The organism is Rhodococcus sp. 06-462-5 (genome assembly GCF_002258315.1).
Classification (GTDB): Bacteria; Actinomycetota; Actinomycetes; order Mycobacteriales; family Mycobacteriaceae; genus Rhodococcoides.
On record NZ_NOYD01000013.1, the window covers coordinates 1 to 19,202 of the forward strand.

The window sequence follows — 19,202 nt, forward strand, 5'->3', positions numbered from 1 at the left end:
AATCACTAGCAGAAAAACTCAACTAGCATTTCAAACAACACCCGACAACAACCACCACAAGCGGATGGCTGATACATCGAATGCTTTCACCAAAACAAATAATTTCGGCACTGACATTCATCGACACACTGTTGAGTTCTCAAAGAACACGCACACACCATTCACCGCCGAGCTGAAGCTCGTGGGTGTCCGGGGCAACCGTTCCAGCTTAGATCAGATGATCGAGCACAGTCAAACTGGCTTCACATCCACGAAGGAGTCGAACCTTGCGGCTCATCTACCTTCATTGTGTCGAAAGCGAACTCCGCGTTGCTCAGGCCTTGCGGTCTGGGCTGGCGTCCGTGTCGCTCTGACCTGGACAAAGTTACGCTCCGGATAACAACGCGTCAAATCCCCAGGTCGTTCACGCGTGATTCGCGTGAACAGCCTGGTCGCAACCGGTCACTTACCCAACTGACGGGCCTCGTAACCAAATTACATGGATGTGACTCCGGCCACTGGCAACAACGGAAAGCTAGCCGGCGATTCGCGCGCCGGCGAAGTTCCGCTTCCCGCGTCGGACCACCAACCACCGGCCGTGCAGCAGATCGTCCGCACCGGGCGTCCACTCTTCGTCCGAAATCTTGACGTTGTTGACCGATGCGCCGCCCTCCTTGACCGCGCGTCGGGCAGCGCCCTTGCTCTCACTCAATCCCGTGGCGACGAGCAGATCGACGATGGTGTTCGGCGCACCCGCTTCGATGTCCGCCACAGACGCTTCCTGTAGCGCGGCGGCGAGCGTTTTCTCGTCGAGTTCCGTCAGTTCGGCCCGCCCGAAGAGCGCCTGGCTGGCGAGTTCGACCGACCGCGTCGCCGCTTCGCCGTGGACAAGGGTGGTCATCTCGGCGGCCAGGCGCTTCTGCGCTTCGCGCGCGTGCGGACGCTCGGTGGTCGCCGACTCGAGTTCTGCCAACTCGTCCTTGGACAGGAAGGTGAACCAGCGCAGGTACTTCACCACGTCCGCGTCACCGGTATTCACGAAGTACTGGTACCAGGCGTACGGGCTTGTCATCTCCGGGTCGAGCCACAGGCTGCCGCCTCCGGTGGATTTGCCGAACTTCTTCCCATCGGCGGAGGTGACCAGGGGAACCGTCATGGCGTGGACAGACTCTGCGTCCTGGCGCCGGTTCAGTTCCACCCCGGCGATGATGTTTCCCCACTGATCGGAGCCACCGATCTGGAGGCTGCAGCCGTACTGCCGGCGAAGCTGCACGTAGTCGTTCGCCTGCAGCAACATGTAGCTGAACTCGGTGTACGACATTCCGTCGCTTTCGAGCCTGTTCTTCACCGTCTCGCGAGCAAGCATGACGTTGATCGAGAAGTGCTTGCCGATGTCGCGCAGAAAATCGATCGCGGACAGCTCTCCTGTCCAGGACAGGTTGTTCACCACCACTGCGCCCGTCGGGCTCTCGTCCAGATCCACGAACCGTTCGAGTTGGCCACGGATTCGTGACGCCCACTCGGTCACGACCTCGCGGGAATTCATGGTCCGCTCCCCCACGTCGCGCGGGTCACCGATGAGTCCTGTGGCACCGCCGGCGAGAATGATCGGGCGGTGGCCTGCTCGCTGAAAACGCTTGAGTGCCAGCAACGGCACGAGATGTCCTGCGTGCAGCGAGGGACCTGTCGGATCGAAACCGGAGTACAGCGTGATCGGGCCCTCGGATGTGGCCTTCTTCAGCGCGTCCACATCGGTGGACTGCGCGATCAGTCCACGCCAGGTCATTTCGTCGATGATGTTCTCACTCACGACGTCGATTCTCCTGCATGGACGCATCCAGGCGTCGGTCAGGCCTCCGAGCCACCAGGAGCGGCGGCGCGGGGACTGCGCTTGTAGCTCGATACCGCCGGTGAACCGGGCACCCAGAAGCGCCACGGACGATCGGCCGCCGCGCTCACCCCTACCCGTGGGCCGGAGGCAACTGCCTTCTCGTGCAGCGGGCGCCCGAGAAGTTCGAGGGTGACGGCCGACGACGCGTCGAACACGTCCGTTCCGTTGTCTACCAGTGACACGCCCAGGGCTCGACCGAGATTGCCCGGCCCGCGGGCCCAACCGGCCTCGACTCGTGCCGATCGCGGACCGCGGCCGGCGCGCCTGCTCTCGACGACGTCGTGGCCCGCCACCACTTCACCCGCTCGAAGCAATACGGCAGCGGCCGTGCCGTCCGGGCCACAGCTCACGTTCACGCACAGATGCATTCCATAGCTCAGGTAGACGTACAGACGCCCCGCAGGACCGAACATCACCTCGTTGCGAGCGGTCGGCCCTCGAAAGGAATGCGCAGCCGGATCGGGCCACGGACCATCGAGCGGGCCACCGTAGGCCTCGACTTCCACGATGCGCACGGACACGTCGCCCACGGTGACGGTTCCACCGAGGATGCGTCGGGCAACGTCGTCGGGCTCCCCGATCTCCAAGTCAGCGACATTCATCCCTCCCATGATGCTTCGCCCTTGACCACCGAGCGCCGACGGGGCTATGACTTCAACGTCCGACGAGTCTGGAGGCCGACATGGCGTTCACCGGTGAGCACGCCGTCGAGATCACGGGGCTGACGGTTGGCCGCGGTAAGCGAACGGTGCTGCGAAACCTGTCCCTGACAATCCCTCTTGGTGCCATCACGGGACTTCTCGGTCCGTCGGGCTGCGGCAAGACGACTCTGATGCGTGCGATCGTCGGCACTCAGATCGTGAACAGCGGAACGGTGACAGTTCTCGGATCTCCGGCCGGCTCGGCTCCGTTGCGCCGCACAGTCGGGTACGTGACCCAGGCACCGAGCGTCTACAGAGATCTCACCGTTCGCGAAAACGTGCAGTACTTCGGGTCGCTGTACGGTCGCGGGCGCGCGGACGTCGCATCCGCCATCGCTTCGGTCGGACTGGCCGACAACGCGTCGTCACGGGCGGGCGAACTCTCGGGTGGCCAGCTGGGGAGGGTCTCCCTGGCCAGCGCGCTGGTTGCCGAACCCGAGCTGATCGTCCTCGACGAACCGACCGTCGGCTTGGATCCCGTGTTGCGCTCGGAGCTGTGGTCGCGTTTCGCCGATATCGCTGCACGCGGTACAACGGTGCTGGTCTCGAGCCATGTGATGGAAGAGGCCGAGCACTGCGGCCGTCTCGTTCTCATGCGCGACGGCACGATACTGGCCCAATCGAGCCCGGATGCGCTGCTCGCGCGCACGAACGAAACGACCCTCGATCGCGCATTCCTGTCCCTCATCAGATCCACGGAACAGACATCGTGAACGCGCGGATCTACGCGGCCGGCACGCGTCGCATCCTGCGACAGCTCAGAGCCGACCATCGATCGGTCGCCATGGTTCTGCTCGTTCCGTCCCTGCTGATGGTGTTGCTGTACTACCTGTACCGAGACGTGCCGACCCCGCCGAATCAGCAGTCGTTGTTCGATCGGATCGCGATCACGATGCTCGGCATTCTGCCGTTCGTCGTCATGTTCCTGATCACGTCGATCTCGATGCAGCGCGAACGCACCTCAGGAACGCTCGAACGCCTGCTGACCACTCCGATGGCCAAACTGGACCTGCTCGCGAGCTACGGGTCCGCCTTCTCGCTCGCCGCGATCGCACAGGCGCTACTTGCGTGCACCGTCGCGTTCGGATTTCTCGGGCTCGACATCGAGGGGTCGGTCGGTTGGGTTCTGGTGATCGCAGTCCTGGGAGCGATGCTCGGCGTCGCCATCGGACTGCTGTGCAGCGCATTCGCTCGCACAGAGTTTCAAGCCGTTCAGTTCATGCCGGTCGTCGTGATTCCACAGCTGTTTCTGTGCGGACTCCTGGTGCCGCGTGACCAGATGCCGGATTGGCTCGGCACGATCAGCAATGTTCTGCCGCTGAGCTACTTGGTCGACGCGCTCCAGGAGATATCCCGGTACCCCGGAGTCACCGGGCGCATGTGGACCGACATCGTCGTGGTCACGGCGTTCACCGTCGCTGCGCTGAGCGGCGCCGCCGCGACATTGCGTCGACGAACCCAGTAGCCGACGAACCCAGTAGTCGACGAAAGTTCTAGGACGTGGCGCGAGACAGGATCGATTCGTGCTCGGCGTCGTCGACCTCGCGGGCGTCGTCGGCGAGCAACACCGGAATTCCGTTCTCGATGGGATACGCACGCCGCAGTCGCGGGTTGTAGAGCAATTCCCCTTCGATCAACAGCAGCGGGCCCTTGTCCACTGGGCACGCGAGAATGGAAAGCAGTGTCGAATCGATTGCCACGGGTGTCCTTCGTTCTGATCCGGTCGAACCGGAAGTGGTGTACTCGCTTACGCTACCGAACGCGTTCCGTTCTGCACGGAGTCATTGCTACGACGACTGTTCGGTGGCCGCTTCTCGTCCGACGAACCGCTCGGCCACAACAGCTTTCGTCATCCGACGGTAGCTGTTCGACTCGGAGTCGTAGTACCACGAACGCGCACTCGGCGTCGGGATGCCGACCTGCTTCAACGCCGTCGCGGTCGGTCGGTACGCACGACCCACCGGAATTTCGGGCACCACGTGCACGATTGCCGGACGCTCCGCCGGGAGCAGCACGCCGAGAGTGTCCGTCAATGCACGAGCGGTGATCACCGCTTCCGGTTGCAGCGATATGGCGCAGACGGCCACCTCGGTGGCCGATGCCTCGACGCGCACCGATCGTGGCCGATCGGACGTCACCCGCACTCCGTACACCACAGCCGAATCGACCTGGTCCAGGTCACCCACCGCGTCGACGATCGGTTGGGTGTACACCGGCCCGCAGGCCGATCGCACGACGGTGTCCTTGCGGTCGACGAGCCAGTAGTCGCCGTCGGAATCGCGACGGAAAAGGTTCTCGGTGGGGATCCACGCGTCCGCAGGTTCGAATACTCCCCGCATGACGTGACTGGTCGCTTCGCCGTCTCCGCTCGGTCGGCCGAGGAGTAGGCCGATCTCGTCGTCGCGGCACTGTCGGACGAAGCCCTCGTCGTCCTCTTCGAGACGCCCGGTGATCGGGTCGTAGGCCGCCAACGCAACCCGTGCGCTACCGGGCAGCGGGCGGCCCTTGGATCCGATCTTCGAGCCTGCGACGTTGGCCAGAATCACGTCGTTCTCGGTGGAGGCGTAGAACTCGAGTACCCGAGCCGGGCTGAATCTTGCAAGAGTGCGTCGCCACAGCCCCACCGGCATACCGGAACCGATGAACAGCCGTACCGGATGCCCGGAGTCGACGGGGAATCGGCCGTCGTCGAGGATCTGGCGCATCATCGTCCAGGTGTAGCTCACGACAGTGACGCCATAGCGGTAGACCTCTTCGCTGAACCTCTCGGGCTCGAGACCACGCGAGAGTGCGATCCGCGATCCGCCCGCGAGCGCGCCGCCGATCGTGACGAGGATTCCTGCCGAATGATGCAGCGGTGCAAGGCAATACACGGTATCGCCGGGACCGAGAGCGGCAGTGGTGGCAGTACCGAAAGCGGACAACGCCCAGCGGTGGTTGGTGATGTATCGAGGCTCGAGACCGCGATCGGTGGTCGTGAACAGGACCATGGCGAGTTCGCGAGCGCGACCCGGATCGGGCTCGTACCACTGGGGCAGACGCACACCGTCGGGATCGATGGCCTCGAGGTCCGTGACCTCGTACCCGGACGGGATGTCCAGCTGCCGCGTGTCTCCGCCGCCGAGCACCAGGACGTTGGATGTCACCTTCACTGCTGCTGCGACGTTTTCCGGATCTGCGATCACGGTGTCGACATCGACGGCCCTCAGGGCTGCGGTCAGGTCGCTGCCCGGCTGCAGCAGAACCGGCACTGCCCCGATCCGCGAGAGCGCCGCCATGGCGGCCAGCGCGCTGGGGCGAGTCTCCATCAACACTCCGATGCGCGACGCAGGCCGCACCCCGACACTGATCAGACCGCGCACCACATTGTCGATGCGGACGTTGACGGCATCGTAGGTGTGCACTCGGTCGTCGAACAGGAAGCATTCGCCGTTCGGAGACTTACGTCCCTGTTCGGCGATCAAGCGGCCCAACGAGACTCGACTGTGCGGCTGCATCTGCCCGAGGCGGGCGAGCCTCGGCAACGTGCGCACGGCCTCGGTAGAGATTTCGCGGGTGCCGCGCACCGCGCCGGTCGCAGCCGACGCAAGCCCGCGGCCGACGCCGACGCCGACTTCGGCGATGGAGGCAGCGGTGTGGATCAGCCGATTGGTGATCGACACACCACTGTCGCTGTCGCCGTGATCCTCGCGTTCCATGACGCGGACCGCCTCGGGCTTCGGTCCGAGATCCTCACGCCACCGAATCCAGTTTCCCGTTGTCGGCCACGTCTGTGCGGCCGCGGTACTGCCGACAACCAAGCCGAAATGGCCTGCGCGCAAGGTGGTTTCGAACACCTGTGCACGCGGGGCAGCACGCTGGATGCCGCGCACGGCCAACGGTTGCCCGATGTCGTCCACCTCGCCGACGAAGGCCAACACCGGCACCGTGAGTTCGGCCAGAGTCAACAGCCTGTCCTTGATGACGAACCCGCCGGTCATCATGCGGTTGTGCACGACGAACTGCTTCAGCAACTCCGCCACGGCCGGGCCGGACCACGCCACCCATCCGTCCATCGCCAGAAAGCGTCGCTGCGGCTCGCGCGGCAACAGCGCCTCACGGTCGTGCAACTGGCGTAGAAAATCCAAGCGCGACCGCACGGTCTTCGCCGGATCGAGGAGCTGGAATCCCGTCCGTGCCATCCATCCGGACACAGCGAGCCGGGTGAACACATGGTCGGCCAGGAACTCCGCACCTCGCGTCGCCACTCCGGCGGGGATCCCGAGAGGCAAACCGGCGAGTGTGTCGACCGGTGCCCCGAAAGTGATGAGACTGGCCAGATTTCGGCCGCCTCGGTAGGCCGCCGCCTGGTAGCAGAACATTCCGCCCTGAGAGTAGCCACCCAGGTGCACATCGCGACCGGTGTGCTCGTGCACCTTGTCTACGACCTCGCTGATCGCCACGACGTGATCGGCGAGCGTGCGGCCCCACCCGCCTTCCTCGGTATCCGGCGAGCCGAAATCGACGACCCACGGATCCAGCCCCATGCCGTGCAGGATTCCGGCCGCGCCTTGGTCGGTCGTCACGTCGTAGACGTCCGCGGAGACCATCATCGGCGGAATGAGCACCACCGGAGGACTGTCCGCAGGCACATCGTCGGGGAAGTAACGACGAAGCCGATACATGGGCTCGCGGTCCATCACCCGAAACGGTGACGGGTCCACCTCGGTCTCCAGACCACCGAGACGGATGACCTCGAGACCGTTCTGCGCCGTGGCGATGGCACGGCGCAGTGGGCCGCGTACGGCGTCTGCATTCAGTCCCACAAATACACTCCTGCGTTCGGCCCCGACGGAACACCGGCATCGGTCTTCGCGTGACGAAAGCTTCTCACATCACACTCGAGGAAACCGGCACGGATATCGATTGCGCACTCAGTGCCGCAACACCGGTTCCTCGGCCCACGTACGCAGCGTCGACGCCGTGGCCCGCACGCCCCCGAGCTGGTTCGCCACCTGCACCGCGGCAGTGCCACCGCGAGCGTCACGCGACGAGATGGAACCCTCCACCGTGAGCACCTCACGAACGGCAGGCGTGAGGGACGGATCGATCGCGGAGAGTTCGTCGTCGGTCAGATCCGCCAGCCCGACGCCTCGCGCCTCGGCCGCCCGGACACAGGCACCCGCGGCCTCGTGAGCAACGCGGAACGCAATCCCCTGCCGCACCATCCACTCGGCGATGTCGGTGGCGAGCGTGAACCCGGCCGGTGCCAGCTCGGCCATGCGCTCGGTGTGGAATTCGAGCGTTGCCGTCAATCCCGTGAGTGCAGGCAGCAACAGCTCGAGCTGCGCGACCGAATCGAACACCGGCTCCTTGTCTTCCTGGAGGTCACGGTTGTAGGCCAACGGTTGCGCCTTGAGTGTGGCGAGCAGGCCGGTCAGGTTTCCGATCAATCGGCCGGTCTTTCCCCGGGTCAGCTCTGCGACATCGGGATTCTTCTTCTGCGGCATGATCGAACTGCCCGTGGACCACGCGTCGGCCAACGTCACGTAGCCGTACTCGGGGGTGCTCCACGAAACGACCTCCTCGGCGAACCGAGACAGATCGACAGCCGTCATCGCCAACACGAACGCCGCCTCTGCCGCGAAGTCGCGCGACGATGTGGCGTCGATCGAGTTCTCGGCGGACGAGTCGAACCCGAGCTCGGCTGCGATCTTCTCCGGACTCAGACCCAACGACGAACCGGCGAGAGCACCGGAACCGTAGGGCGACACCGCCGCTCGTGTGTCGAAGTCTGCGAAGCGCTGCACATCACGCAGCAACGGGTGGGTGTGGGCGAGCAGATGATGCGCCAGCAACACCGGCTGCGCGGCCTGCGAATGCGTCTTGCCCGGCATGACGGCCGTCGGATGCGCCGCTGCCTGGGTGGCCAACGCGTCGACCACATCCAGAACGCCCACCGACACCCGACGGACCGCGTCGCGCAGCCACATGCGGAACAGCGTGGCCACCTGGTCGTTTCGAGACCGGCCCGCGCGCAGCCGGCCACCGACCTCGGGACCGACGCGATCGATCAAGCCACGTTCGAGAGCGCCGTGCACGTCCTCGTCGGACTCGGCCGCCACGAATGCACCGGAGGCGACATCGTCGGCGAGGCGCTGCAAGCCGTCGAGCATGGTCTCGAGGTCCTGCGGGGTCAGCAGTCCGGCACCGTTCAGCACCCGGGCGTGCGCCATGGATGCGCGGATGTCGTAGGGCGCGAGCACCCAGTCGAAGTGCGTCGACTTGCTCAGCGCTGCCATGGCGGCGGCCGGTCCCGATGCGAACCTGCCGCCCCAGAGCGAACCTTCGTTGGTTCCGTGCGAGGTCTCCGAATTCGTCACAGGCCCAGGTCCCGCTTCGCGGCGATCTTCGACGAGAGTCCGTGCAGCTGAACGAATCCCTTGGCCGCGGACTGGTCGAAGGTGTCGCCCTCGTCGTAGGTGGCGAGATTGAAGTCGTACAGCGACTCGCCACTGCGGCGTCCGTTGACGATGATCCCGCCCGCGTGCAGGACCAGGCGGATGTCGCCGGAGACGTGCTCCTGCGTGTGCTGCACGAACGTGTCGAGAGCGCCCTTGAGCGGGGAGTACCACAGGCCGTCGTACACCAACTCCGCCCACTTCTGGTCGGTGTGGCGCTTGTAGCGACCGAGTTCGCGCTCGAGGGTGACGTGCTCGAGCTCCTCGTGGGCGCGGATGAGCACCATGGCGCCGGGTGCCTCGTAGATCTCACGACTCTTGATGCCGACGAGCCGATCCTCGACCACGTCCAAACGGCCGACACCCTGCGCGCCCGCGCGAGTGTTGAGCTCCTGAATCGCTTCGAGGACCGAGACCGGCCGGCCGTCGATCGCGACGGGACGACCCTTGTCGAACGAGACGACGAGCTCGTCCGGAGCCTGGAAGTTGACCGTCGGATCCTCGGTGTAGTCGTAGACATCCTTGGTCGGCGCATTCCACAGGTCCTCGAGGAAGCCGGTCTCCACCGCGCGCCCCCAGACGTTCTGGTCGATCGAGAACGGCGACTTGGTGGTCACGTTGATCGGGATGTCGTTCTCCTCGGCGAACTTGATCGCCTTCTCGCGCGTCCACGCGTAATCGCGAACCGGCGCCAACACCTCGAGCTCGGGGGCGAGGGTGTTGAAGCCGACCTCGAACCGAACCTGGTCGTTGCCCTTACCCGTGCATCCGTGTGCGACAACGGTTCCACCGTGCGCCCGTGCGTTCTCCACGAGGTGCTTGACGATCAACGGACGGCTGATGGCCGACACGAGCGGGTACCGATCCATGTACAGCGCGTTGGACTGCACCGTCGGCAAGCAGTACTCGTCGGCGAACTCGTCCCTGGCATCGACGACGACGGATTCGACTGCGCCGCAATCGAGTGCGCGCTGACGCACGACGTCCATGTCCTCGCCGCCCTGCCCCAGATCGATGGCGACGGCGACGACCTCCTTGCCGGTCTCCCTCCCGATCCAGCTGATGGCGACGGAGGTGTCGAGTCCGCCGGAGTAGGCGAGGATGACGCGTTCGGCCATGGTGTTCAAGCTCCTTCGTTGTTCTTGGTGCGCATGATGGATAACCGGATCTCAGTTACCGCGTCGAGCAAGCTTTTCGATCTTGTCCGCGACCTCGCCACCGGTGTGTGGCTCGCGGGCGATCAACAGAATCGTGTCGTCACCGGCGATGGTCCCGACGATCTCTGGCATCGCAGCACGATCGAGAGCGCTGGCCAGGTAGTGCGCCGCGCCGGGTGGCGTTCGGAGGACGGCCTGGTTCCCGCTGTGATCGGTGGACACCAACAACTCCCCCAGCAACTTCAGGAGCCGGTCGGTACCGCCGGACACTCCCCGGACCGGGCTGCCGTCCTCTGGCACGACGTACACCCCCACTCCACCGTCCGGCGCGCGCAGTTTCACCGCACCCAGTTCCTCCAGGTCCCGCGAGAGCGTGGCCTGAGTGGTGTCGATCCCCTCGGCCGCGAGCAACGACGCCAGCTGCGGTTGACTGCGCACCTGGTGCGTGGCCAGCAACGCGATGATCCGTGCCTGCCTGCCCGCGCGGGTCGACGCGGTCAACGGCACCGCAGTGACGTCCTCGCTCATGGTCGTCGGGCCTGTTCGAGGAGCCACACCAGCAGCGCTTTCTGCGCGTGCAGGCGGTTCTCGGCCTCGTCCCAGACCACGCTCTGGGGACCGTCGAGCACCTCGTCGGTGATCTCCTCGCCGCGATGTGCGGGCAGGCAGTGCAACACGACGGCGTCCGACTGTGCCTTCGAGAGCAGATCGGAATCGATGCGATACGGCCGGAACGGAGCAACGCGATCGAGACCGTCGTTCTCCTGGCCCATCGACGTCCAGGTGTCGGTGACGAGCGCATCGGCACCGGTGGCGGCCTCGACCGGATCCTCGGTGATGGTGATGGTGGCTCCGGTTTCCTCGGCGCGCGCATGTGCCGCGTCGAGAACGTAGCCGAGCGGCGCAAAATCCTTGGGCGAGGCGATCCGCACGTTCAGCCCGGCCGTCACTCCGCCGATGAGCAGCGAGTGCGCCATGTTGTTGGCACCGTCACCGAAGTAGGCCAAGGTGCGGCCCTCCAGATTTCCCTTGTGCTCGATCAGGGTCTGCAGATCCGCCAGAACCTGGCAGGGGTGGAACTCGTTGGAGAGGGCGTTGACGATCGGAATCGTTGCACCGGTGGCCATCTGCTCGAGCCGCTTCTGCCCGAACGTGCGCCACACGACCGCCTCGACATAGCGCGAGAGAACTCGACCGGTGTCCTGCAGCGTCTCCTCGCGACCGAGCTGGGTGTCGCGACCTGTCACGACGACGGCATGACCACCCAACTGAGCGATGCCCATCTCGAACGAGAAACGAGTACGCGTCGAGTTCTTCTCGAAGATGACCCCGATTCCCTTGGGGCCTTCGAGCGGACGCTTCGAGAACGGTGCACGCTTGAGCTCTGCTGCCAGAGCGAGGATTTCACCCTGCTGCCGCGGCGTGATGTCGTCGTCCCGGAGGAAATGCTGAACGGTCATGGCTGGTGAGCCTCCTGTGCTGCGTCGAGAATTGCCGGTAACGCCGTCACGAACGACGCGGCTTGCTCTTCGGTGATGATCAACGGTGGTGCGAGCCGGAGCACGTCGGGCTGTGCCGCATTGAGGAGGAAGCCTGCCTCGCGTGCCGCCGCTTCGGCCGCCGGTGCGACGGCTGCGGTGAGGACCACGCCGAGAAGGAGACCCGAACCCCGAACATGGCTCACCAGAGGGTGATCGAGACTCTCGATGGAGTGCGCGATGGTCTTGCCGATGCTGTCCGCGTGCGAGATGAGATCCTCGTCGGCAAGGGTGCGCAGGACGGCCAGAGCCGCCGCAGCGCATACGGGATTACCACCGAACGTGGTGCCGTGCTTGCCCGGATGCAGCAACTCCCCCGCCGCTCCGATGCCGATGCATGCACCGATGGGCAGGCCACCGCCCAGACCCTTGGCGAGCGTGATCACGTCGGGCACGATGCCGACCGACTGGTGGGCGTAGAACCATCCCGTTCGGCCGATACCGGTCTGCACCTCGTCGAGGACCAGCAGTGCACCGTGTTTCGCGGTGATCTCACGCGCAGCGAGGAGGTATCCCTCGGGCGGAACCACCACACCGCCCTCGCCCATGATCGGTTCGAGAAACACTGCGGCGGTGTCGGAATCGACGACGGCTTCCAGCGCGGCGACATCGCCGTACGGAACATGGTGCACGCCTGCAGGCATCGGCTCGAACGGGATCCGCTTGTCCGGCTGACCGGTCAGTGCGAGAGCACCCATCGTCCGTCCGTGAAAGGACTTCTCGGCGGCCACGATGTTGGGGCGGCCGGTGAGGCGAGCAATCTTGAAGGCCGCCTCGTTGGCCTCGGTTCCAGAGTTGCACAGGAACACCCGGCCGGTGGCCCCGGCACCGAGGTGCGCGAGCAATTGCTCGGCCAGCGCAATACCGGGTTCTGTCGCATAGAGATTCGAGGTGTGCCCGAGAGTGGACAGCTGAGTGGTGACCGCCTCGATCACCGCCGGATGGCCATGTCCGAGGATGTTCACGGCGATCCCCGCGAGTAGGTCCAGATACTGCTTTCCGTCGGCGTCCGTCACCACCGCACCCTCGCCGCGCACGAGCGCCACGCGCGGAACACCGTAATTGTCCATCAACGAATTCGACCACCGCTGTTGCAGATCGAGGGTGGACTCGGTGCCGGTCATGGCGTGACTCCTGACGTAGAAGAATGATCGGGGGTGACCATGGTGCCGATCCCCTCACCGGTGAACAGCTCGACCAGAACGGAATGTTCGACGCGACCGTCGATGACATGCGCCGACGGAACACCCGCACGAACCGCACGCAGGCACGCTTCCATCTTCGGCACCATCCCGGCGTCGAGCGAGGGCAGCAACGCCTCGAGCGTGGACGCGTCGATCTCGGAGGTCAACGAGCTGCGATCGGGCCAATCCGTGTACAGGCCTTCGACGTCGGTGAGCACCACCATCTTCTCGGCACCGATGGCACTGGCAAGCGCCGCGGCCGCAGTGTCGGCGTTGATGTTGTGTACGACGCCGTCGCGGTCGGGAGCGATGGTGGACACCACCGGAATGCGTCCTGCTCCAATGAGATCGAAGACCGCTGCGGGGTTCACCGACGTGACGTCGCCGACGAGGCCGATGTCGGTTTCGGTGCCGTCGACCAGCACGGTACGACGCGTCGCGGTGAACAGGTGCGCATCCTCACCGGAGATTCCGACGGCATACGGACCGTGCCCGTTGATCAGACCGACGAGCTCACGACCGACCTGCCCGAACAGCACCATCCGCGCGACGTCCATGACCTCGGGCGTAGTGACGCGGAAACCACCGCGAAATTCACCCGTCAGGCCGAGCCTGGTCAGCATGGCCGAGATCTGCGGCCCGCCGCCGTGCACGACGACCGGATGAATTCCGACGGTGCGCAGAAATACCATGTCGGCCGCGAATGCCCGCTTCAGATCGTCGTCGATCATGGCGTTTCCGCCGTACTTCACGACGACGACCTTGCCCGAGAATCGCTGCAGCCAGGGCAATGCCTCAGCGAGGGTGAAGGCCTTCTGCGCGGCCGTCAAATCCAATGCGGCCGAGGTCATGACGAGTACGCCGAATTCTCTTCGACGTACGCGTGCGAGAGGTCGGTGGTTCGAATGGTGGCCGAGCCGGAGCCGAGACCGAGATCGATGGTCACCGCGATGTCGACACCGGACAGATCGACCTCGCGAGCGCCGGGCGCACCGACGCCGTCGATGCAGACCGGGTTTCCGTTGAACGACACGGCAATTCGATCGGGATCGAGCTCGATCGGGGCGATGCCGATCGCTGCGAGCACCCGACCCCAGTTGGGATCGGAACCGAACAGGGCCGTCTTGGTCAGAGAGTCCCTGGCGACCGCGCGCGCACCGATCAGGGCGTCGTCCTCGTTCATCGCACCCGAGACGGTGATCCGCACCCGCTTGGTGACGCCCTCGGCGTCGGCCATCATCTGGTCGGCCAGGTCGTCGCACACCGCCAGAACCGCGGCGTCGAGTTCTTCCTGCGACGGTGCCACTCCGCTGGCCCCGGAGGAGAGCAACAGCACCGTGTCGTTGGTCGAGGACGCGCCGTCGACGTCGAGCCGGTCGTAGGACAACCGGGTCGCCGCGCGCAGTGCCTTGTCCAACTGGTCTGCGGTGGCGACGGCATCGGTGGTGATGACGCTGAGCATGGTGGCCAACGACGGTGCCAGCATGCCTGCCCCCTTGGCCATGCCGCCGACGTTCCATTTGTCGGCATGATGAACAGCCGCCTGTTTGGGCACGGTGTCGGTGGTCATGATCGCGTACGCGGCATCGGTACCACCGGAAATGCCACCTGCGAGTTCGTGCACCACCTCGGTCACGCCGGGCAGCAGCTTGTCCATCGGGAGCCGGTCACCGATGAGACCCGTCGAGCACACGGCAACCTCGATCGCCCCGGTCTCCGAACCCCAATTGCTCAGTGCCGACGCCACTTCCTCGGCCGTGCGATGCGAATCCTGAAAGCCCGGCGCACCCGTGCAGGCGTTGGCACCACCGGAATTGAGAATCACCGCACGCAGCCGTCCGGTGGAGAGCACCTGCTGCGACCACAACACGGGCGCTGCCTTGACCTTGTTGCGGGTGAACACACCCGCCGCAGCGAAATCGGGGCCCTCGTTGAATACCAAGGCCAGATCGGATTTGCCACTTGCCTTGATACCGGCCGGAATACCGGCGGCGCGGAAACCCGCGGGAGCGGTGACACCCTGTGTTCGCACGAGCTTGCCCGCAACCGTACCGACGGCCTCCGCCTGGCTCCCGACGCTGCTCATGGTGCTACTCCTACGGTAGAGAGACCCTCGGTCTCGGTGATTCCCAGTGCAAGATTCATGGATTGGACGGCGGCTCCTGCCGTGCCCTTGGCCAGGTTGTCGATGGCCGCGATCACGACGAGCAAGCCGGCGTCTGCATCGACCGACACGCTCATCTGCACGGCGTTCGATCCGATGACCGCACCGGTCTGCGGAAGTCGTCCGGCCGGAAGTACGTGCACGAACGGCTCTGCGGCGTAGGCCTTTTCGTAGACCTCGACGGCCTGTGCCTGCGTGGCAGTGGTGATAGCGGTGCAGGTGGCCAGGATCCCGCGCGGCATCGGCGCGAGAACCGGAGTGAAGGACACCGCCACTGGGCTACCGGCGACGGCCGAGAGGTTCTGCACGATCTCGGGAGTGTGGCGGTGCGCGCCCGCAACGGCGTACGCCCGAACCGAACCCATCACCTCCGAACCGAGAAGATCGGCCTTCGGAGCGCGGCCGGCACCCGAACTACCGCTCACGGCAACGATATTGACGCGGGGCTCGATGATGCCTGCGGCGACGGCAGGTGCGAGCGCGAGAGAGGACACCGTCGGGTAGCACCCGGGAACCGCGATGCGAGTGGCACCGACCAGACGCTCACGACAGCCCGGCAACTCCGGCAATCCGTACGGCCAACTACCCGCATGAGGACTCTTGTAGTACTTCTCCCAGGCCGCCCCGTCGGTGAGGCGGAAGTCGGCACCGCAATCGATGATCACCACGGACTCGGGCAGCTGTAGCGCGAGTTCGGCGGACTTGCCGTGCGGCAGCCCCAGGAACACGACGTCGTGCCCAGCGAGTTCGTCGACGGTGGTCGGGGCCAGAACGCGATCTGCGAGCGGCAACAGATGTGGATGGAATTCACCCAGCGTCGCACCGGCATTGCCGCCCGCGGTCAGAGAGCCGATGACCAACGAACCGTCGCGTACTCCCGGGTGCCCGAGCAGCAGCCTGAGAATCTCACCGCCGGCGTATCCGCTTGCGCCCGCCACCGCGATGCGCTTCCGCGTCGCCTCCGAAATAGTCATGCGGTTTATTATGCAGCATCATGCAAGCTCATTCATGAACGGGTCCGGTGTGTCAGCGTCCGCCCATGGACTTGCGGATCTCGTCGAGCTTCTTTCGGCCGGCTTCCTGCCGTTCGTTCCACTGCTCGTCGAGGTCGCGGCCCGCCCTGGACTCTCGGTCCAACTCCTCCGCACCGACGGCTGTGCCCGATCGCTGTTCTACCTTGTCCCGCACACCGTCCCAAGTGGGCACCCCCGAATCGGTGAAGTCACCGATCGGTGCGCTCACCGACCCGGCACCGTATCCGGTACCGACAGGCAGGTCGTCGACCAGCTCCGCGTCGATGATGCCCGGTACCGTGCCGCCGAGCGGAGCCCCCGGCGGTGGATCACCGAGGGGCTGATCGATGCGCGGCTTGGTGACCTGCGGAACGTCGACATCGGGAACCGTCCCGGGTGGCGCTCCGCGATCGGGGTTGACCGGCTCCGGTTCTGCGGTACCCAGCTCGGCCGCCAGAGCCGACGCGGCAGCTGCCACCGGGGCGAGGCGCGGTCGACCCGCCACAGCGGCGAGAATCTCCTCGATCACCTGCAGATCCGTCGCCGCACCGTCGGTACCGAATTCACTCATGCGCTGCTCCCGTCACCCGTGGTCACTCGTGACTCCACGCTACGGACACCCGAGCCCGAACGTGCACGGATCAACTGCGCAGGCGCGCTCCGACGGCCTTCGATGCCGCTTCGACCGCCGCATCGCGGGCAGCCGTCGCCTGATCCTCGGTCAAGGTGCCGTCCGCTCCACGGAAGCGCAGCGCGAACGCCAGCGACTTGCGGCCCTCACCGACCTGTTCACCCTCGTAGACGTCGAACAACCGAATCGACTCGAGCAGATCGCCGCCGCCGATCGTGAGCGCGGCTTGCACCGACGCTGCCGGAACGGACGCGTCGACCACCACGGCCACGTCCTGCAACACCGCCGGATACGGAGACACCTCGGGAGCAGGAAGTGATTCGACGACAGGCAGAGCGCTCAGGCTCAACTCGACGGCACACGTACGAGGAGGCAAACCGGCTCGCTCGAGGACCGCCGGATGCAGTTCGCCCGCGTACCCGACGACCTCGCCGTCGAGCAGGACCTCCGCGCACCGACCTGGATGCCACGGAAGATGCTGTGCTGCACGAAGATCGACGTGCACCCCGGACGCCTCGGCGACGGTACGCACCGCAGCGAACGCGTCGGCGGCCTCGGCCGCGCGGCCGGGACCCCAGGGACCCGTCAACTCACGCTGACCGGTCAGCACCACACCCACATGCACCGGCTGCGCCGGCAACGAACCGCGAAGCATGGCGATCTGATCGTCGGTGGGACGACGATCGACCGGCAACGCGTCCACGGCGGCGGTGGCGTCGTGTCGGAGCACCACCTGTGCGATTCCGAACAGCGAGACGTCTCGCTGACCACGGGCAATGTTTCTACCGAGCATCTCGAGCAAACCGGGGAGCACCGTGGTCGCGAGTTCGGGACGGTCGGCCTCGAGCGGGTTGAGCACCGAGGTGGTGGCCCGCCGCGGATCGTCCGCGTCGAGTCCCCACGTGTCGAACACACCCTTGGGCAGGAACACCGGAGGTAGCACCTCGACATACCCGGAGAACGCGAGTGCCTTACCGACGGCGCGCCTGCGCTTCTGTTCGGCGGTGAGGCCACGACCACCCGGGGCCGACGGCAGCACCGACGGGATCTTCTCGAGCCCCTCGAGGCGAAGGACTTCCTCCACCAGGTCGGCGCGCTGCACCAGGTCCGGTCGCCACGACGGCGGCGTGACGATCAGCTGGCCGTGCCCGCCGTCGTCGACCGATACCTCGACGCTGCAACCGATCTGCGTCAACCGTCGGGCAGCGGTTCCGTTGGGGTACTGAACACCGGCAATTCGATCCGGCAGGTCGAAGTCCATCGTGACCGCCGGATATTCGGCGGCCTGCCCGATGTCCGTCAACACGGGCTCGATCCGGCCACCGGCGATCTCGACCAGCAACTGTGCTGCCCGATCGAGCGCCGCCACCGGAAGAGCCGAATCCACGGTCCGCTCGAACCGCTTGCTGGCCTCGCTGGAGAGCTTGTGGCGCCGCCCGGTGCGGAACACTGCCAGCGGATCGAACGATGCCGCTTCGAGCACGACCTCGGTGGTCGAATCGTCGACTTCGGTGGACGCGCCGCCCATGACGCCCGCCAACGAGATCGCTCCCGATCCGTCGGCGATGACGACGTCCTCGGGATCGAGGGAACGCTCGACTCCGTCAAGCGTGGTCAGCTTCTCCCCCGCATTCGCACGACGGACGACCAGATCGCCGTCGACCTTGGCCGCATCGAACGCGTGCAGCGGCTGCCCGAGCTCGTGCAGCACGTAGTTGGTGACGTCGACGGCGGCCGAGATGGGGCGCACGCCGGCCAGCAGCAGTCGACGCTGCAGCCACCAGGGCGTGGTCGCCGTCGGATCGATGCCGACGATCTTGCGCAGCGCGAATCGCGATGCGCCGGAGTTCGGTTCGACGGTGACCGGCCACGCGTCACCGGTGACCTCGGTGGGGACCGTGCGCGCCGGGTCCACGAACGGGAGATCGAAACTGCAGGCCAGCTCACGGGCGAGGCCACGGACCGAGAAGGCGTACCCGCGATCGGGGGTCACGTTGAGCTCGATCACCGAGTCGTGCAGACCGAGAACGGCTTTGGCGTCGTCGCCCGGAGCGGCCGTGCCCTCGGGCAGCACCAGAATTCCGGAGTGATCCTTACCCAACCCCAGTTCGAGCGTCGAGCAGATCATGCCGTTGGAGTTGCGGCCGTACGTCTTGCGTGACGCGATGGCGAATCCCCCGGGCAGGACGCTGCCCGGCAGAGCGGCCACGATCAGGTCGCCCTCGGCGAAGTTCCTGGCACCGCAGACGATTTCCTGCGGCTCGGCGGCTCCGACGTCCACCAGGCAGAAGCGAATCGGCTTCTTGAACTCGGTCAGCTCCTCGATAGAACTCACCCGACCCACCACCAGTGGGCCGGTGACGTTGTCCAGCGAGTCGAGTTCCTCGACCTCGAACCCGACCCGCACGAAACCGGCGTCGAGCTCCTCGGGCGACACGGCCCAGTCGGGAGACCCCGCGTGCAGGACCTCGGTCAGCCAGGATTGTGGGACTCGCACGTGTGCT

The 19,202-nt window shown here is 65.6% G+C and carries 16 protein-coding genes; 2 read left to right on the forward strand and 14 right to left on the reverse strand.

Going from position 1 to position 19,202, the window contains the following annotated elements:
* Positions 1–514: 514 nt before the first annotated feature.
* Both tyrS and CH251_RS07340 read right to left on the reverse strand, forming a co-directional pair.
* Positions 515–1,789 carry a tyrosine--tRNA ligase gene (gene tyrS / locus CH251_RS07335; protein ID WP_094612573.1) on the reverse strand — a complete coding sequence of 425 codons (1,275 nt, stop codon included), beginning with the start codon at positions 1,787–1,789 and terminating at the stop codon, positions 515–517.
* A 38-nt stretch (positions 1,790–1,827) separates the two neighbouring features.
* Positions 1,828–2,472, reverse strand: a complete 645-nt coding sequence (locus tag CH251_RS07340; protein ID WP_094612574.1) for a DNA-3-methyladenine glycosylase — start codon at positions 2,470–2,472, stop codon at positions 1,828–1,830.
* Positions 2,473–2,552: 80 nt separating this feature from the next.
* Between CH251_RS07340 and CH251_RS07345 the strand changes: the two genes are divergently transcribed.
* Together CH251_RS07345 and CH251_RS07350 are read left to right on the forward strand one after the other, a co-directional pair.
* Positions 2,553–3,284, forward strand: coding sequence for an ABC transporter ATP-binding protein (locus CH251_RS07345; RefSeq protein ID WP_094612575.1), 732 nt, complete (start codon positions 2,553–2,555; stop codon positions 3,282–3,284).
* Positions 3,281–4,036 (forward strand): ABC transporter permease, encoded by a 756-nt coding sequence (locus CH251_RS07350; protein ID WP_094612576.1) that lies wholly within the window; start codon positions 3,281–3,283, stop codon positions 4,034–4,036. Before CH251_RS07345 ends, CH251_RS07350 begins: the two co-directional genes overlap by 4 nt.
* A gap of 28 nt (positions 4,037–4,064) precedes the next feature.
* Here CH251_RS07350 and CH251_RS07355 read toward each other — a convergent pair whose 3' ends face one another.
* From CH251_RS07355 to pheT, 12 genes are all read right to left on the reverse strand, one after another.
* Positions 4,065–4,271 (reverse strand): Trm112 family protein, encoded by a 207-nt coding sequence (locus tag CH251_RS07355; protein WP_094612577.1) that lies wholly within the window; start codon positions 4,269–4,271, stop codon positions 4,065–4,067.
* A gap of 87 nt (positions 4,272–4,358) precedes the next feature.
* Positions 4,359–7,376: an AMP-binding protein gene (locus CH251_RS07360; protein ID WP_094612578.1), complete on the reverse strand. Its 3,018-nt coding sequence runs from the start codon at positions 7,374–7,376 to the stop codon at positions 4,359–4,361.
* A 108-nt stretch (positions 7,377–7,484) separates the two neighbouring features.
* Positions 7,485–8,933 carry an argininosuccinate lyase gene (gene argH / locus CH251_RS07365; RefSeq protein ID WP_094612579.1) on the reverse strand — a complete coding sequence of 483 codons (1,449 nt, stop codon included), beginning with the start codon at positions 8,931–8,933 and terminating at the stop codon, positions 7,485–7,487.
* Entirely contained in the window at positions 8,930–10,129 is a 1,200-nt protein-coding gene (locus tag CH251_RS07370; protein WP_094612580.1) for an argininosuccinate synthase, read from the reverse strand. The genes argH and CH251_RS07370 overlap by 4 nt, the downstream gene beginning before the upstream one ends.
* A gap of 51 nt (positions 10,130–10,180) precedes the next feature.
* Positions 10,181–10,696, reverse strand: coding sequence for an arginine repressor (locus CH251_RS07375; RefSeq protein WP_037192611.1), 516 nt, complete (start codon positions 10,694–10,696; stop codon positions 10,181–10,183).
* A complete protein-coding gene (gene argF, locus CH251_RS07380) occupies positions 10,693–11,628 on the reverse strand; it encodes an ornithine carbamoyltransferase (RefSeq protein WP_094612581.1) in 936 nt (311 codons plus the stop codon). Before argF ends, CH251_RS07375 begins: the two co-directional genes overlap by 4 nt.
* The gene (locus tag CH251_RS07385; RefSeq protein ID WP_094612582.1) at positions 11,625–12,830 is read right to left on the reverse strand and encodes an acetylornithine transaminase; all 1,206 of its coding nucleotides are present in this window, start codon (positions 12,828–12,830) and stop codon (positions 11,625–11,627) included. Before CH251_RS07385 ends, argF begins: the two co-directional genes overlap by 4 nt.
* Complete coding sequence (argB, locus tag CH251_RS07390; protein ID WP_094612583.1) at positions 12,827–13,741, reverse strand: acetylglutamate kinase; 915 nt, start codon at positions 13,739–13,741, stop codon at positions 12,827–12,829. The genes CH251_RS07385 and argB overlap by 4 nt, the downstream gene beginning before the upstream one ends.
* Positions 13,738–14,976 (reverse strand): bifunctional glutamate N-acetyltransferase/amino-acid acetyltransferase ArgJ, encoded by a 1,239-nt coding sequence (argJ, locus tag CH251_RS07395; RefSeq protein WP_094612584.1) that lies wholly within the window; start codon positions 14,974–14,976, stop codon positions 13,738–13,740. Before argJ ends, argB begins: the two co-directional genes overlap by 4 nt.
* Positions 14,973–16,028 carry an N-acetyl-gamma-glutamyl-phosphate reductase gene (argC, locus tag CH251_RS07400; RefSeq protein ID WP_094612585.1) on the reverse strand — a complete coding sequence of 352 codons (1,056 nt, stop codon included), beginning with the start codon at positions 16,026–16,028 and terminating at the stop codon, positions 14,973–14,975. Before argC ends, argJ begins: the two co-directional genes overlap by 4 nt.
* Before the next feature lie 52 nt (positions 16,029–16,080).
* Positions 16,081–16,638: a hypothetical protein gene (locus CH251_RS07405; protein WP_094612586.1), complete on the reverse strand. Its 558-nt coding sequence runs from the start codon at positions 16,636–16,638 to the stop codon at positions 16,081–16,083.
* 70 nt (positions 16,639–16,708) lie between these two features.
* Positions 16,709–19,195 carry a phenylalanine--tRNA ligase subunit beta gene (gene pheT / locus CH251_RS07410; protein WP_094612587.1) on the reverse strand — a complete coding sequence of 829 codons (2,487 nt, stop codon included), beginning with the start codon at positions 19,193–19,195 and terminating at the stop codon, positions 16,709–16,711.
* Positions 19,196–19,202 lie beyond the last annotated feature (7 nt).

Excerpts from the sequence above, each read along its gene's own strand:
- CH251_RS07340 (WP_094612574.1), bottom strand. The coding sequence starts at position 2,472 with ATGAATGTCGCTGACTTGGAGATCGGGGAGCCCGACGACGTTGCCCGA.
- CH251_RS07345 (WP_094612575.1), top strand. The coding sequence starts at position 2,553 with ATGGCGTTCACCGGTGAGCACGCCGTCGAGATCACGGGGCTGACGGTT.
- CH251_RS07370 (WP_094612580.1), bottom strand. The coding sequence starts at position 10,129 with ATGGCCGAACGCGTCATCCTCGCCTACTCCGGCGGACTCGACACCTCC.
- CH251_RS07375 (WP_037192611.1), bottom strand. The coding sequence starts at position 10,696 with ATGAGCGAGGACGTCACTGCGGTGCCGTTGACCGCGTCGACCCGCGCG.
- argF (WP_094612581.1), bottom strand. The coding sequence starts at position 11,628 with ATGACCGTTCAGCATTTCCTCCGGGACGACGACATCACGCCGCGGCAG.
- CH251_RS07385 (WP_094612582.1), bottom strand. The coding sequence starts at position 12,830 with ATGACCGGCACCGAGTCCACCCTCGATCTGCAACAGCGGTGGTCGAAT.
- argB (WP_094612583.1), bottom strand. The coding sequence starts at position 13,741 with ATGACCTCGGCCGCATTGGATTTGACGGCCGCGCAGAAGGCCTTCACC.
- argJ (WP_094612584.1), bottom strand. The coding sequence starts at position 14,976 with ATGAGCAGCGTCGGGAGCCAGGCGGAGGCCGTCGGTACGGTTGCGGGC.
- argC (WP_094612585.1), bottom strand. The coding sequence starts at position 16,028 with ATGACTATTTCGGAGGCGACGCGGAAGCGCATCGCGGTGGCGGGCGCA.
- CH251_RS07405 (WP_094612586.1), bottom strand. The coding sequence starts at position 16,638 with ATGAGTGAATTCGGTACCGACGGTGCGGCGACGGATCTGCAGGTGATC.